This is a genomic window from Methanobrevibacter cuticularis (assembly GCF_001639285.1).
GTDB lineage: Archaea > Methanobacteriota > Methanobacteria > Methanobacteriales > Methanobacteriaceae > Methanobaculum > Methanobaculum cuticulare.
The window spans coordinates 1-15956 of record NZ_LWMW01000121.1 but is presented as its reverse complement, the minus strand read 5'-3'; the positions used below and the strand labels follow the sequence as shown (position 1 = coordinate 15956).

General features: G+C 26.8%; 9 protein-coding genes. 3 read left to right on the top strand and 6 right to left on the bottom strand.

Features of this window, described 5'->3' with window-relative positions; all coding sequences use genetic code 11:
- Nucleotides 1–826: 826 nt before the first annotated feature.
- The 3 genes from MBCUT_RS07820 to priL form a co-directional block, all read right to left on the bottom strand.
- The gene (locus tag MBCUT_RS07820; RefSeq protein ID WP_067260128.1) at nt 827–2461 is read right to left on the bottom strand and encodes a hypothetical protein; all 1635 of its coding nucleotides are present in this window, start codon (nt 2459–2461) and stop codon (nt 827–829) included.
- Between the two features lie 745 nt (nt 2462–3206).
- Complete coding sequence (priS, locus tag MBCUT_RS07815; RefSeq protein WP_067260127.1) at nt 3207–4175, bottom strand: DNA primase catalytic subunit PriS; 969 nt, start codon at nt 4173–4175, stop codon at nt 3207–3209.
- 351 nt (nt 4176–4526) lie between these two features.
- On the bottom strand, nt 4527–5876 hold the full coding sequence (priL, locus tag MBCUT_RS07810; protein WP_067260126.1) for a DNA primase large subunit PriL: 1350 nt from the start codon (nt 5874–5876) through the stop codon (nt 4527–4529).
- Nucleotides 5877–6357: 481 nt separating this feature from the next.
- On the opposite strand from priL, the gene MBCUT_RS10960 reads away from it, so the two are divergent.
- On the top strand, nt 6358–6606 hold the full coding sequence (locus tag MBCUT_RS10960) for a hypothetical protein (protein WP_157082542.1): 249 nt from the start codon (nt 6358–6360) through the stop codon (nt 6604–6606).
- A gap of 161 nt (nt 6607–6767) precedes the next feature.
- Nucleotides 6768–10970 carry a beta strand repeat-containing protein gene (locus MBCUT_RS07805; protein WP_157082541.1) on the top strand — a complete coding sequence of 1401 codons (4203 nt, stop codon included), beginning with the start codon at nt 6768–6770 and terminating at the stop codon, nt 10968–10970.
- A gap of 851 nt (nt 10971–11821) precedes the next feature.
- Here the strand turns inward: MBCUT_RS07805 and MBCUT_RS07800 are convergent.
- Entirely contained in the window at nt 11822–12541 is a 720-nt protein-coding gene (locus tag MBCUT_RS07800; RefSeq protein WP_067260124.1) for a DUF4012 domain-containing protein, read from the bottom strand.
- A gap of 751 nt (nt 12542–13292) precedes the next feature.
- Between MBCUT_RS07800 and MBCUT_RS07795 the strand changes: the two genes are divergently transcribed.
- Nucleotides 13293–13682, top strand: a complete 390-nt coding sequence (locus MBCUT_RS07795; protein ID WP_067260123.1) for a carboxymuconolactone decarboxylase family protein — start codon at nt 13293–13295, stop codon at nt 13680–13682.
- A 249-nt stretch (nt 13683–13931) separates the two neighbouring features.
- On the opposite strand, the gene MBCUT_RS07790 is transcribed toward MBCUT_RS07795, so the two are convergent.
- Nucleotides 13932–14693 carry a TatD family hydrolase gene (locus MBCUT_RS07790; protein ID WP_067260122.1) on the bottom strand — a complete coding sequence of 254 codons (762 nt, stop codon included), beginning with the start codon at nt 14691–14693 and terminating at the stop codon, nt 13932–13934.
- Between the two features lie 178 nt (nt 14694–14871).
- Entirely contained in the window at nt 14872–15630 is a 759-nt protein-coding gene (gene uppS, locus MBCUT_RS07785) for a polyprenyl diphosphate synthase (protein ID WP_067260129.1), read from the bottom strand.
- Nucleotides 15631–15956 lie beyond the last annotated feature (326 nt).

The following is a 15956-nucleotide window of genomic DNA, read 5'->3' as shown; positions in this document are numbered from 1 at the left end:
TACATCCTACAATTGTTTTTAAAACATTTAATCATGCTTTTTAATTCATTTTTAGATAAATGATTTTTAACCCTTTTTTGAACCATATTAACCATGAGTAACAACCCCATATATCATATTAATATATGAAAATCATTACTTATAAACTTTCCTTTCAGGACTATATATTCGAAAACCGATTTTTTGCTAATATTAATAAATTTCAAATACCTTGTTTTATTCTTTATATTGAAAATAAAGACACATTAGCTAAATAAAAAATATAATCATTGCCAAAAATTTCGTGCTTGATTATATCACAATAGTTTTATATTCTTGTATTTGATAAATATGTATTAATTGTAGTGTAGCACAGTTCGTTTTTTTATGTATTCTATATATTTTTAATGGTTAAGAAAAGGGGGTTCATATGATTTATTTCATGTAAGATAAGGGGCTGTAGCTACTAATTTCTTTTTTTTGGTATTTTTAGTTCGGAATAATTGAAGTTGTTATTAAAAATAATAAACTGTTCGTATAGTCGAAAGCTATTTATAAGAAAAAAGTAAAAGTAGGTAAGAGGAAACGTTTATAAAATATAGTTTTATGGGAGAAGAGGTATAGACTATATTAAATAATTTTCCTCTCCTTTTTTACCTACATATCCTAGTTATTATAAAGTCTATTATATAAATTTATACTTTTTCTTAATATTCAATTAATACAAAACACAATAAAAAACTTAATAAAAACATAGTAATAATAAATTATGAAAAAGTATGTTAAGACAGGTACTAAATTAGAGTAAATTAAATAGAAAAAATAGAAAAAAAGAATTTTAAATTATTTATTTTTTCCTATAACCTATTAAGCCTAAGTTGGTTAATAAGACTAAGATTATTGATATTATTGGTATTCCTGTTTTTTCCATAGTTGCTTTAGCTACTGCGTTGTTATTAGTTTCATCGTTTTCATTAGGATTTATAGGGTTCACTGGATTCACGGGTGTTGGTGGTACTGGTGTAGGAGTTGGTGGGATTGGCGGTATTGTAGATTCACCTTCAAGAGTCTGCACTTCATTATCAGTTACAAAGGTGTATAAAACATTTTCACTGGTATTCACAGTAACATCGAAAGTATTATTATATCTAGCATCAAAACTAGCTACAACTCCACTTGTAAGGTTAGTATAAACATCAGTTACAAAATAAGGTAGTAAACTAGCATCGAAAGAATCAGTAGTATTTAATTTAAAAGTGTAGTTAAATGTAACTGTACCATTAGAATTTAAGGATGTTATATTGGTAACATTCATCATGAAGTAATTATTGAGAGCAACACCTATAATCTTACTCATGTCAGGAGTGTTATTTCCCCACCAATTAAAATCAGCATTAACACCACTACCTGTATTGTTTAAATCATAATTAGTATTGTTAAAAATACGATTATAATTGATTATAATATTACCATTACTAGATGTAAAAATTCCATTAAAGTTACTATGAATATCAGAACTAGTTAAAGTTAAATTTCCAATGTTATATATGGCTCCACCACTAGTTGCGTTGTTATCCTTGAAAGTAGAATTAATTACAGTTAAATTATATCCTAAAGAGTTAAAAATGGCTCCCCCATTATTGTTTGCTGTATTATTTGTAAAAGAACAATTAATAAAAATGATGGATTCTGCTCTATAATTATGAATGGCCCCACCAAGGTTATTTGCTTCGTTATTTATGAAAATACAATTATTAATAGTAAAATTTCCATACCTACATTCCAGAGCACCACCCCAATCATTTGCTGAATTATTTGTGAAATTAGAATTGGAAATATTACAGTTATTAGTAATAACCACTAAAGCGCCACCATCAGAAGAGTTTGCTGAATTATTTGCGAAATTTGAATTGTAAACCGTAAAACTGCGATTAATATTATTGAAATGTACAGCCCCACCATATTGAGCAGTATTATTATAAAATATCGAATTAACAATGCTCATATTATCACCACCATTATTATAGATAGCGCCACCATTAGTACTAACCATATTATTGGTGAATGTGCAATTTACTATGTTTAATTTTCCTAAACTGTTATAAATTGCTCCTCCAGAACTTGTGTTTGCATTTGTGAATATTATGTTGATGAATGTTATGTTGCTATTTCCTATAATATTAAAGATTCTTCCAAGATGTTGTGCGTCGATTATTACTTCTCCATTTCCTTTTATTGTGAGATTTATGTTGTTAATTGTGATGTTGTTGTTTCTGTCTGTGCTTTTATTGTATGTTCCATTGTTAAGTGTGATAGTGTTGTTATTTGTAGTGCTGCCATTTACATTAACATCAGCTATAGCATCATTAATACTATCCTCTGGGGATAGTTCTGAATCTGTTGCATTTATTGATGATAAGCTAATAAAAAATAATGTGAATAATAGAGTTGTAATTATTATTTTTTTTATTTGTTTTTTCATTCTCTTTTCACCTCCGTTTATATTTTTTATAATAAATTGTCATAATATTTATATGACAACCACATTTTTGTTGTTCATAATATTTAAATATAGTCCTAACAGTTCGTAGTATTAATATTTAATAAAAAGTGTTTAAGATATTATCATTCATAAGACTTTTAAACAATAATCAATCTAAAGCTATGCCAAAAAAAGAAGTCCTAAATTTTTATTACACCATAGTTATGAAAGTTTTGCAAAAGATAACCTAATTTGAATATATTAAATATTCTCTATAAATTCTTTAAATTTCATTTAATGGTTTTATAAAGGTTTTTTATAAGAGTTTAAAAGTAAGTTGCAATTTTTGATGATTATGAGTTTTTTTATAAGAGTTTAAAAGTAAGTTGCAATTTTTGATGATTATGAGTTTTTTTATAAGAGTTTAAAAGTAATATTAAGACAATTTAATTTTTTCTATAATTTTATTAATATAGATTTTATAGAGTAAGATTAAATAAAAGGCTTAAGATTGAATTAAGAAGATAAAATACTTTTTAATAATTTTGTTGAAAAATATAAATAAATTAATATTTAAATTGTCATGACAGTAAGTTGCAATTTTTGATGATTATGATATAGTTTAATTCAACAGAACTACGAAATAGATTGTTGGCATATAAATAAATAAAAAAGTATGAAAATTGAGTATTACTCTTAATTGCTTATTTTGCCTCAGTATATTAACATCATTGGGTAAATTCAATTATCTTTCTTCTACAAATTTAGGAATTGCTTTTTTTAATGGGTTAAAAGTTTCTCGATTTTTTACTTCTACACATTTCATACTAACCTTAGAATGAAGTGAAGTTGGCAACCTAAGGATTCTTTTTAAATCTATTGAAACTTTTGCATCAATTGAACTTAAATTCACTTTTGCCATTGCAGTGATTAGGTCTTTATATCTTCTAGGACCAATTTTACTTTTAAATAATCCCCATTCATCATTTTCAAGAAACTGTCTGTTTTTGATAATGTCTTTTAATAGCCTAGGATTTATACCCTCTATTTCTTCATTTCCTGTTAGATGCATCATATTATATTTTATTCTTGAAGTGAATATCTTGGGATAAGCTATTGGAATAGAAAAATGTTCAATTTTATACCTAGTTCCTCCTTCAAGAGGATTTGAATATTCTGATTTAGGTATATCTGCCCCTGCAACATATTTTAAAATTTCAGAACGTAAGTCACTATCAGCTTCCATTAAATTCGTATCCAAAATCCTTATATGATAACCTCTTCCAGAATAAATGAGGTGAATATTATTTAAGCCTAAATTCCCCTCTAATGTATCTAGTAGATTGTTCACTACTTCAAGGGCTTCACTAAGACATGTTTCACAAACTCCCTCACAATTACAAGATCTTATTGGCAGATCTTTAGCATCAACATCAAAAATATATTCTGATTTAAGCCAATCCTCTCTTCTTCTAGGATTATTATAAAAAGCTACTGATATGTAAGCAGCAAAAGGAGATTTGTATCTAAGAAATCTTCTAAGAGAGTCCTTACCTTTAAATACTTTATATCTATCATTAGGACCATGCCCTAGATGGTCAAATCCAAACTCTCTTTTATTGAGTTCTTTGATAATAAATTTAGGTAAGTCATTATCAGACCACTCTTCCCTGTAATATCTTCTACGCTCTTCTAAAGTAGCTGGAGAAAAAATAAAATCACCTTGTAAAAATTATATTAAATTAAAGTTGCGATATTCTTATATTTTCTTTATTTTCAAAATTTAATAACTTTTCCAGAAAATCTATAAAATATATTTTTTATTAAATTAAAAGATGTTTTCTATTTTTTTTATTAAATTAAGAAATATTTTCTATTTTTTATTAAATTAAGATATTTTTTCTATTTTTTTTATTAAATTAAGAAATATTTTCTATTTTTTATTAAATTAAGATATTTTTTCTATTTTTTATTAAATTAAAAGATATCTTCTATTTTTTTATTAAATTTATATATAAATTATATACTCCTACTTCTCTTTATTATTATTTAATAATTTATTAAATTAATTGTCACTTGTATCATCTGTTTGAGTTTCTTTAAGTTTTCCTTCTCTCTCCATTTCCCATTTTCTTCTTGAATAATAGAATAATGGGTTAACAACATTTTTACACAACTTATCAGGTCTACAAAGTTGAGGCAAATGCATTTTAATCTTTTCACAACTCATAGGAGTGTACCATTTAGTTTCTCCTTCATTTTCGAGTTTTGGATAAGTGTTCATTCCAAAACCAAGTTTTGAAATTATATTTAGTCTTTCTTGTGGTTGATCTTCAAATAAAGGAGGACTGCAATTATCAGCAGCTTCATAGATAATAGGTAAAATCTCATTTAATGTTATAGTTAAATTGGGATCTATATCTGATACTTTTACTTCTTGACCACTAATAAATATTCCTGGAAAAAGTCTAGCATAAGAAACAAATGATGTTAACATTAATACTATAGCATCATTTCTTCCACCAGATGTAACACCTTCAACAGTTTTTGCCATACATGGAGGAAAAGCTTCTCTTTGTAAGTTACCAATTTTAAGGGATTCCTCACCAATTCTACCATAATAATTACTATATTTTCTCGAAATTTCTGTTATTGTTGTAGCTATTTTTTCACCTAACTCTGAAATAGCTGGATGTATTTCAACTTTAGAAGACATTTCTTTAATTTTTTCAATATAATCTTCAGTATTTTGCATTATAAGACTTGTTAAAAGTAACTCTTTAATATTTTCTCCAATAATGATATCATACATTCTATCAGGAGCTCTATCTTTAAATTCATCTCCAAATTTAGCAACAAAATCTTCTCTATTAATTATTATTTCTCCATTATCAATAACTAAATCTTCTAAAGACAATTTTTTAGAAGCTATTAAATCTTTTAAATATAACCAACTAAAGTTATCATCAAGAATTAATTGACTCAATACTTTATCAACGATTTCTTTTCTATTTTGAGGCATCATCTTCATTAATCTATCCTCAATTAGTTTTCCTTGTGATTCAATAAATAATCTACTTTCTCTTGACTTTAAGTTAAATTTGATAGCTATTGCTTGACATAAAAGATGAAATGAAATAACATCAGCTTCAGCTATTTCTTCATTTAAAAGATAAGCAAAGTCACTAATTTTGAAGTCTTTATTATTTTTTCGCTCAATATACCATTGAATTCTTTTAAGAGCCAAATTTCCATAGCTATCTGGTATCAATGTATCATCAGAAAGATTTTGATGGTCGCTATGAGCAACTATATTGATTAAATCATTATTTCTTGTGAAAACATTGTCTAAATCTCCTTTTTCCCTCACTGTATCCTGTCCTTCACTAGAAAACGGATTTAACCATTCGACCATTTTTAAAATAATTTAACTCACCTTTTAAAAAATATGTTAATATCATTAGTGATTCATATACCAATATAACAGATATTTATAATATTATAATATATTGCCACACTTAAATAAAAAATTAACTAATTTTCTTAAATTATTTTCTTAAATCATTTTTAAAATATTATTTCTTTTTATTTTTTTAATGATAAGAGTAGTAATCAAAAGCCAAATGTTTTTGAGTAACTCCCTATTTGTTGTTTCATTTTATTATTTGATTTTCTGTGTGTGTCTGTTAGTACTTTTTTTATCACTTTTTATTAAGTGTCATGTGTTGTTTTTATCATAATCTTTTTTTTTGGGGGATTGTGTTGATGTTGTTATTCTAAGTGAGATTTTATTTTTTTATTTTTTGCGTTTTGGGTAAAATATTGTGAAAACTAGGATAAATTAGAGGATTGTAGCTCATTTTTTTTCATAAAGTTTTTTGTGATGTTTATTATAAATGAAAATGGTGTGTGGGAATTGGTTGTGGGGTTTAGGTAGGTTGTTTTTCTATTGGGTTGTTTTTTTTGTGTTTATTTTTTGTTTTTTTGTTTGTGTGTTCTTTGTATGTTTAGGGGGGGGGGGGGTAGTCTATGGCTTTGTTCCTGCTTCGTTATTTCTTTCTGTTTTTGTTTTAGGGTGTGTAGAAGTGATATCTTTATATATGGGTAGTTGCTATAAGTATGTTTGTCCAGTAGTTAAGAGTTAATAGTTTAATAGGATACTAACTGTTCTTTAGATGACTAACAAGTTTTTTTTATTTATTAATTAATAAGATGTGGTTAGTAGTTGATTGTTAAGTGTTCTTAGTTTTTAATAGCTGGATGGTATGTTGAGATATTATATTTTAATGATGAGGTGAAAGATATTATGAATAAGTTTAAAAAGACGTCTTTTGTGATGGTCTTATTGTTGCTTTTTGCTTTGTTGGTAATGGTTGGTTTATCAACTAGTTTTGCAACAGATCGTAACATTACTAATACGACTGATGGTGGTATTAGTGGTGCTGTTAATAGCTCTCTAGCTAACGATAAGATAATATTGTCTGATGGTCTGTATTCAGGCAACAACAACAAAGACATAATAATAAATAAGAATTTAACCATTACAGGTTCTAATAAAGCCAACACAGTAATTGATTTAAGTGGTGGTAGTAAGTTATTCACAATTAATTCAAATGTGAGACTAACACTGTCAAACTTAACAATAAAAAACGCAGTGATTGGTAATAATAGCTATTTAATAAATAATGATGGTTATTTAACAATGGAAAATTGTGTAATTACAGATAATAGTTTATCGTTTAATATTCGTGAGAACACAACTTACACAAGTAATGATATGTTGGAAGATGATAGTTTTGAATCTGGTTACCTTATTGGTAACAATGGACAAATGAACATAATTGATTCAACATTTATTAATAATACAATGGATGTAAACCAGATATATTCCCAAAATATACCTTTTACTACTAATACTACTTTATATTTTAATAATACTATATATAACAGTAGCGTTGTGGGTTGTGGCTTCATTGTTAATAAAGGTAGGCTTAATATCACAAGATCAGAATTCACAAACAACACAATAAAAACAACAATAAACCGCCAATACAATTGGAACAATGATGATAATATAACTGTTACTATTCGTAATTCTAATGGTGAACTTGTTATTGGTGATGAAGATACTGATTATATTTATACAATGATTGTTAACACTGGTGATTTAGTTATCACACAATCCAACTTTAAAAATAACATCAATAACCTTAATGAGACAAGAAACTACAATAAAAACACAACCATGACTATCGATGGAAGTGCTCGTAAAAAAACCGCAACTACTACTATTTATAATCTAATATACTCTAGTAGCAATTTAGAAATAAATAATTCTAATTTCACTAACAATGGCTACAATGTAACATTTGAAAGCAACAACCCTAATTATTATGCAATTCGTTATGGTGGAGTAATTTTTATGACTACTCTTTCTAACAGCACTGCGAATATTACTGTAACTGATTCCATTTTTACAAATAACACCGCAAATAATGGTGGAGTAATTTATGTAATTAGTGGGATTAATGGTACTGTTACTCTTGATATTACTAATTCCACTTTTGCAAATAACACCGCATCTTATGGTGGAGGAGTTTATGTAATTAGTGGGGTTGATGGTACTGTTACTCTTGATATTACTAATTCTACTTTTGTAAACAACTCATTAACTACTAATAATGGTGGGGGAGTTTATGTAAATAGTGGGATAAATGGTATTGTTAGTGTCGATATTACTAATTCTACTTTTGTAAACAATACTGCCGCTATTAGTGGTGGAGGAGTTAGTGTAATTAGTGGAGTTAATGGTACTGTTAGTGTTGATATTGTTAGTTCTACTTTTGTAAATAACACCGCAAATAGTAATGGTGGAGGAGTTTATGTAAATACTGGTGCTAATGGTACTGTTAGTGTTGATATTACTAATTCCACTTTTGTAAATAACACCGCAAATAGTAATGGTGGAGGAGTTTATGTAACTAGTGGTGCTAATGGTACTGTTAGTGTTGATATTACTAATTCCACTTTTGCAAATAACACCGCATCTTATGGTGGAGGAGTTTATGTAACTAGTGGTGCTAATGGTACTGTTAGTGTTGATATTACTAATTCCACTTTTGTAAATAACACTGCAGCTACTAATAATGGTGGTGGAGTTTATGTAATTAGTGGTGCTAATGGTACTGTTAGTGTTGATATTACTAATTCCACTTTTGTAAATAACACCGCAAATAATAATGGTGGAGGAGTTTATGTAACTAGTGGTGCTAATGGTACTGTTAGTGTTAATATTACTAATTCCACTTTTGTAAATAATACTGCATCTTATGGTGGAGGAGTTAATGTAAATACTGGTGCTAATGGTATTGTTAGTGTTGATATTCTTAGTTCTACTTTTGTAAATAACACTGCAGCTACTAATAATGGTGGTGGAGTTTATGTAATTAGTGGAGTTAATGGTACTGTTAGTGTTGATATTACTAATTCCAGTTTTGTGAATAACACCGCAAATGGTAATGGTGGAGGACTTAGTGTAAATACTGCTGCTAATGGTACTGCTAGTATTGATATTGTTAGTTCCACTTTTGTAAATAATACTGCAAATAATGGTAAAGCTATTTATGTAACTAATGGTACTAATGGTACTGTTAGTGTTGTTGTGAATTATAATGTGTTTTTAAATCAGTCTACTGGTGCTATTTATAAGAATGGTGCTTCTTCTGCTGTTGTTGATGCTGATTATAATTATTGGGGTTTTAATGGTGTCCCAAGTTTGACTAATGTTGTTGTGAATAATTATTATGTGCTCGGTATTACTAATATGAGTGATCTTGGTGCTAATTATACTGTTGGTAATCTATTAAGTTTTAATTATACTGTGTATTTGAATGGTACTAGTGATAGTACTAATGCTAGTAATTTACCAAGTCTTAACAGTATTTTCTATAATGATCTTTTATATGGTTATTTCAGTTTGAATGCTCCGGGTGTTATACAGGTTCCTGTGCAAAATGTAGTTGGTGATGTTTTTAATTTCACTAATGCTAATGGTACTGTAATTGGGAATTTTACATTAACTGGTACTATTTATCCAGGTAGTGTTTCTAATATCACTGTTCCTGAGATTATTATTGTGAATAATACTAGTGTTGATTTGGTTATTAGTATTCCTACTAGTGTTGGTGGTTTAGCTGGTCAAACCTTTAATGTTACTATTAATGGTCAATCACAAACTGTTACTTTTGTTAATGGTACAGGTACTTTTGTGGGTTATCAGTATGGTAATTTAGGACTTAATAGTTTAAATATCACTTTAAGTGATAATCCTAACTACAATAACAGCTCTGCTATTAACAACGTTTTCTTCAAAGAAGAAACAAACATCAATGCTAATGTAAATGACACTATTTATGGTGAAAACGCAACTATTGTGATTAATGCAACCACTAATGGTCAAACTCTACCTGATGGAACTTACAGAGTAATTATTGATGGTGTTGAGTATAATGTTACTTTTACTAATGGTATAGGACAGGTTATTTTATCTGGTCTTAATGCAGGTGAATATAATTACACTATAATCTTCAATAGCACTGATAAATACACTGAATCAGAAACTAACATCACAATAAATGTTATTAAAGCTGACATCAATATTGGTGTTAACTTACCATCAAATGCTACATATGGTGGAAACAGTACTATATCTGGTAACTTAACCACTAATAGTAGCTTATTAGAAGGCACTTACAACATCACAGTAACTATAAATGGTGTAGAATACAATGTAACAGTCATTGATGGTCTATGGAGTTTAACAATACCTAATACAAATGTAGGAATAGCTAATGTAGACATACTTTTCCCTGGAAACAATAACTACAACAATGCAACAATAGCTAATAGCTATACTGTTAATCCAAAGAATCTTGGAACTAAAATCACAATAACTTCAACAAGAAACGGTAATAAAATTACCTACAAAATCACACTCAAAGACAACCAAGGAAACATACTAGCTAACCAAAATCTCAATTTAACTATCGCAGGTAAAACTGTAACTCTTAAGACAAATGGTCAAGGGATTGCACAGTACACATATACAGCAACTAAAGCAGGAAAATACTACGCAAACGCAGCATACAACGGACTAAAAACTGAAAACATCATCTATGGCTCTTCCAGTGCAAAATCCAACACTATATCAATCACAAAAACAAGTATAAAAATCTACTTCATCAAAGTAAATGCTAAAACTGTAAAATATCATGGAAAAAGATACCGAGTCTATTATAAAACCTATTATATTAAAAATTACGGTATTTTAACAGGCTCTAAACTATTCCAAAAATCTTTAAAAGGTTTCACTCTAAACAAAATCAGCAAAACAAGCAACATAAAAACAAACTACAACAAAACCAAAAAAATCCTAAAAACCAGTCTAAAAAACCTCGCACATACAAAAATAGCCAAAATCAAAATAAAATTCTACAAAAGAATCACATAAAAAAACCTTTAGCTAATATAAAAGCTAAAAAAACCCAAAAAAATTTAAAATGAGAGGATAAATTAATTTTTTTCTATATTCTCTCTTACTTTATTTTTTTTATTTATTAAGATCATTTTATTTTTTTTACTTATTTTTCCTACATTAATATGTTTTTTCCCTTTTTGTTTAAGGGGTGATTCATAGTTATTACTTTTTTTGTCTTGGTTTATTTTGTTCATGATAGAAAAATAAAAAATTACGTGGTGAGATTTATATTTTATACACAATATGAAATTTTATAATTTTAATTTGTCACTTAAAAAGCTTTAAAAAGTATTTAAATTGTTGAATATCTTTATTAAGTTAAATAAAAATTATTTAAAAAATATTTGATTAATTTAATCATTTTTAAAAAAGTTGTAATTTTCAAATAAACATTGCATTTTATTATATTTTAAAATGTATCATGAACATTTTGGACAAAAGATCTTTTTTCTTTAGTTTTCCCATTATATTATTTATAGTAGGGGAACTGTAACCTAATTTTATTGTTAGTAGTATTGTAAACATGATTTAAAGTAGAAGAAAAAGGTATTACTAAATGAAATATTTAAAAACAAATTTCAATATTTAAAGTTTTTAAAATTTGACTTTTTACCATGACTCATAGTAATATAAAAATAGTTCTCATAGTATTAAATAATAGGCTAATTATTATTAAAAAATATAATATAATAGGATATTAAAGAATATAATAAAATATTAAGAATATGGCTTTAAAAAGAATTATTAAAAAGAGTAAAAAGTTAGGTTAAAGAACCTAACACTTTGTTTGTTAAAATATAACTTTATTTAGTTATTACTAGCCTTTAACCAGTAATTGATTCGATACCTTTAGATGCCATAAGCCCCATGAAAGATCCTCCAGGTACCATGACTATGTTACCTTTAGAATACTGATCTAAAGCAGCTTGAATCATTGCATCACGATTAGCTCCATTATTAGCTGCTTCTGATAGAGCTGAAGCTAATGCCATCACTGCATCTCCTCTTGACATGGTTCCACCATGTAATTCGTCATTTTCTCTTACAAGGTCAATAGCTTTAAGGTCAACCGCTTCGCCATTAACTTCGATTTCTCCAGCAGATGATATAATTGCATCAAGTGCTTCAGTATTAACAGCTACTACTGCATCTACTTTTACTCCTTCATTGTGCTCTACAATTTCTTTAGCATAACTCATCCCTTGTTCGGTGTTGGTATCCCAAAGAGAATCGTGTAGTAACATTTTTGCCCCAGCCCCCTGAGCTTGAGCCTCAGCAGGTTCGGCCTGTGTCGGATGTCTCAAACCAGAAGGATATATCGGAGTATAGTTAGCGATACTTCCATCTTTCAATTCAACCATGAATGCCATATCTACAGCACCCATACCTGGTCTTGGTTCACTTTCATCAACAGCCAATACTAAAATAGATTTATCTCCTGCAGATAAATCAGGGCCGGCTAAAAATGTTCCCCATATAACAGCCCCTATTCCAATCGCTGCTACAACTATAATAGCTATTACTAGCTTTTTTTGTCTTTCCATTCTATCCCTACCTAAAAATAGTAATTTTAAAATTTTTTATTTTTTTACTTTTTTTTTACTTTTTTTTTACTTTTTATTAATAGAATAAAACTGAGTTTATATTTTAATAGAATGAAACTGAGTTTATATTTCTATTATTTTAAAAATAACCTATCTAAAAAGTAGTTATAACAATAGATAAAAGATCTTTAATAAAAATTTTCAAATCCTTATCTACCAATACTATTGTATATTTTCATTTAATATAATCTTTTCTATCAATTGAGGGTTTAAATTTTTGTAAACTTTTTCTGAAATTATACTATAGATTTTATAACCTTTTTAAAATTATCATAATAGTATATTATAGTCAATTTGATAAAATTCTTATTAAATAAATCATCTAAAAAATATTATAATCTTAAATTAATAATTTTAATCAATTTATTAAATTAATCAACATGTTTAAATAATGTATTTTTAATAATAATTAATTTTAAGTTATTATAATTAAAAATAAATGATATTGGTAGTTTAATTCATTTTCAAAATTTAAGAACTTTTCCAGAAATACTATATATTAGTCATAAATTTGAAAAATAGTTAATGTATAAAAAGTAAAAAATAAAGTATTATATTAATAAAATATAAAAATTAAAACACTTAATAAGAATAGTTAATAAGAATAGTTAATAAAAACAGTCAATTAATAACTCCAAAATTTTTATAATAAGAATAAATAATAAAAAACTATCAATGATTTGGTGATTAAATGTCAAATAGATATGAAAAAGGAATGGAAATACTTAAAATAACAAATAAAGACACAATTGAAGAAGTTTTTAAAGAATTGGAAGATATAGCTCCTGATCTTGGAAGATTTGTAGTTGAATTTCCATACTCAGAAATATACACAAGAGACGGATTGGATTTAAAAACAAGAGAATTAATCACTGTAGGTGCTTTAACTGCAATGGGTAACGCTGAAACACAGCTTAAAGATCATATTAATGCTGCACTTAATGTAGGCAATACTCCTGAAGAAATAATCGAAGTTATAATCCAAATTTCTGCTTATGCAGGTTTTCCAGCAGCTATTAATGGAGTTAAAGGAGCAAAAGAAGTTTTTAAAAGTAAAAATTTACTACCATTAAAAAAATAATTTACTTAATTATTAGGATAATAATTTCTAAGGTAATTTATTTAATTATTAGGATAATAATTTCTAAATTAATTTATTTAATTTTAGGATAATAATTTCTAAATTAGTTTATTTAATTTTAGGATAATAATTTCTAAATTAGTTTATTTAATTATTAGGATAATAATTTCTAAATTAGTTTATTTAATTTTAGGATAATAATTTCTAAATTAGTTTATTTAATTTTAGGATAATAATTTCTAAAATAAGCTATTTGATTCCAAAAACACTTTTAGCAGTGTTTTCAGTAATTTTATCAATGGAAGAAATGTTTTCTTCTTTGAGTTCAGCTATTTTTTCAATAACTTTAGCTACATTTATAGGTTCATTTCTATTTCCTCGTTCTGGAGCTAAATAAGGACTGTCTGTTTCAGTTAAGATATTTTCTAATGGTATTTCTTTGACTAACTCTTGATGATTGTGGGAGTAACAGATCATTGTTGAAAATGAAATGTAGTAACCATTATCTATTAATTTTTTGGCAGTTTTAAGACTACCGCTATAACAATGGAATATCGTATGGGGAATGTCTTTAAATTCCTTTACTATATTATATGCCTTTTTTTCACAATCTCTAGCATGAATAACGAGAGGGATTTCATTTTCATTGGCCAAACTTGCAAATTTTTTAAAAATTTCACCCTGTTTTTCTCTTTCTTTTTTATCTTTAATATAAAAATAGTCCATTCCTACTTCACCAATAGCAACTATTTCATTTAAATGCTCTGTGATAAGATTAATAACTTTATTTAAACTTTGTTCATCTGTTTTACCAGATTCTATAGGATGGAAACCAAAAGTAGGATATAAAAAATTAGAATTCTCATTAGCAAGTTTTAAAACTTGTTGGTTTGTTTCAATACTTGTGCCTGAATTTATGATAGCAGTTAATTTTTCCTTTGATTTTTTTAATATTTGTTCTCTATCATCATCAAATGCATCAAAATTAATATGGCAATGGGTATCAATCATTTAAAATAATCTCCTAAATCTTATCTTAAGTTTATAAGTATTGTGTTAAGTTTATAATTGATGTAATAAAAATGATTGCATCATCAATTAATTATAATGAACTATAGATAAAAAATTTTAGAAGCTGGACAAACCAAATTTTTATTAATATAATATGGATTAATATATTAATACTTAGTTAAACTCCAAATCTTCTTTCTCTTTCTTGATAAGATCTGATTGCTCTTAAGAAGTCAACTTTTCTTAGTTCTGGCCAAAGACTGTCGCAGAAATAGAGTTCTGAATATGAAGATTGCCATAAAAGGAATCCACTGAGTCGTTCTTCTCCACTAGTTCTGATAATTAAATTGGGATCTTCTAGTCCTGCAGTATAAAGATTTTCACCAACTAAGTCTTCATCAATATCATCCCTGTGGATTTCACCAGATTCAACCTTTTTAACAATCTTTTTAATAGCATCAATTATTTCTAAACGACCATCATATCCAATAGCTAAATTAAAAAGCTTTTTATTGTATATTGCAGTTGATTCTTCTGCTTCTTCAATAGCTTCTCTAACATCTTCAGGTAATAAATCTAGTTTACCAACCACTTTAACTTTAACTTCATTTTTATGAATTTTTTCATGACTAACAATTCTTTTAAAGTTTTTCACAAATAATCTCATTAGATCATCAACTTCATCTTTGTTTCGTTTGAAATTCTCAGTTGAAAAGGCATATGCAGTTATGATTTCAATTCCTAGATCAATACTCCAATCTAAAACTTTTTCTAATGTGTCTACTCCAATTTCATGACCTTTTGAAATGCTTATGTTTCCTTGGATTTTAGAATATCTTCTATTCCCATCCATGATAATAGCTATATGTTTTGGCATATTTTGAGTATTCAATCCTCGTGAGATATACCATTCATAAAGCTGATAAATAGGTTTCATTATCACAATACTTTTCTCCTGTATTTGTTTGTGAATTGTTAAAATGAATATTTTTATATATCATTATTAATTTTTCATTTTTTTATTAATTTTGATTATATTAGTAATAATTATCTTATTAATTATTAATTTTGATTTATTTATAATAATTTTTTTATTAATTTTTCATTTTTTTATTAATTTTGATTTATTTATAATAATTTTTTTATTAATTTTTTATTTTTTTTATTAATTTTGATTATATTAGTAATAATTATCTTATTAATTATTAATTTTGATTTATTTATAATAATTTTTTTATTAATTTTGATTATATTAGTAATAAT

Excerpts from the sequence above, each read along its gene's own strand:
- MBCUT_RS07820 (WP_067260128.1), bottom strand. The coding sequence starts at position 2,461 with ATGAAAAAACAAATAAAAAAAATAATAATTACAACTCTATTATTCACA.
- priL (WP_067260126.1), bottom strand. The coding sequence starts at position 5,876 with ATGGTCGAATGGTTAAATCCGTTTTCTAGTGAAGGACAGGATACAGTG.
- MBCUT_RS10960 (WP_157082542.1), top strand. The coding sequence starts at position 6,358 with ATGAAAATGGTGTGTGGGAATTGGTTGTGGGGTTTAGGTAGGTTGTTT.
- MBCUT_RS07805 (WP_157082541.1), top strand. The coding sequence starts at position 6,768 with ATGAATAAGTTTAAAAAGACGTCTTTTGTGATGGTCTTATTGTTGCTT.
- MBCUT_RS07800 (WP_067260124.1), bottom strand. The coding sequence starts at position 12,541 with ATGGAAAGACAAAAAAAGCTAGTAATAGCTATTATAGTTGTAGCAGCG.
- MBCUT_RS07795 (WP_067260123.1), top strand. The coding sequence starts at position 13,293 with ATGTCAAATAGATATGAAAAAGGAATGGAAATACTTAAAATAACAAAT.
- MBCUT_RS07790 (WP_067260122.1), bottom strand. The coding sequence starts at position 14,693 with ATGATTGATACCCATTGCCATATTAATTTTGATGCATTTGATGATGAT.
- uppS (WP_067260129.1), bottom strand. The coding sequence starts at position 15,630 with ATGAAACCTATTTATCAGCTTTATGAATGGTATATCTCACGAGGATTG.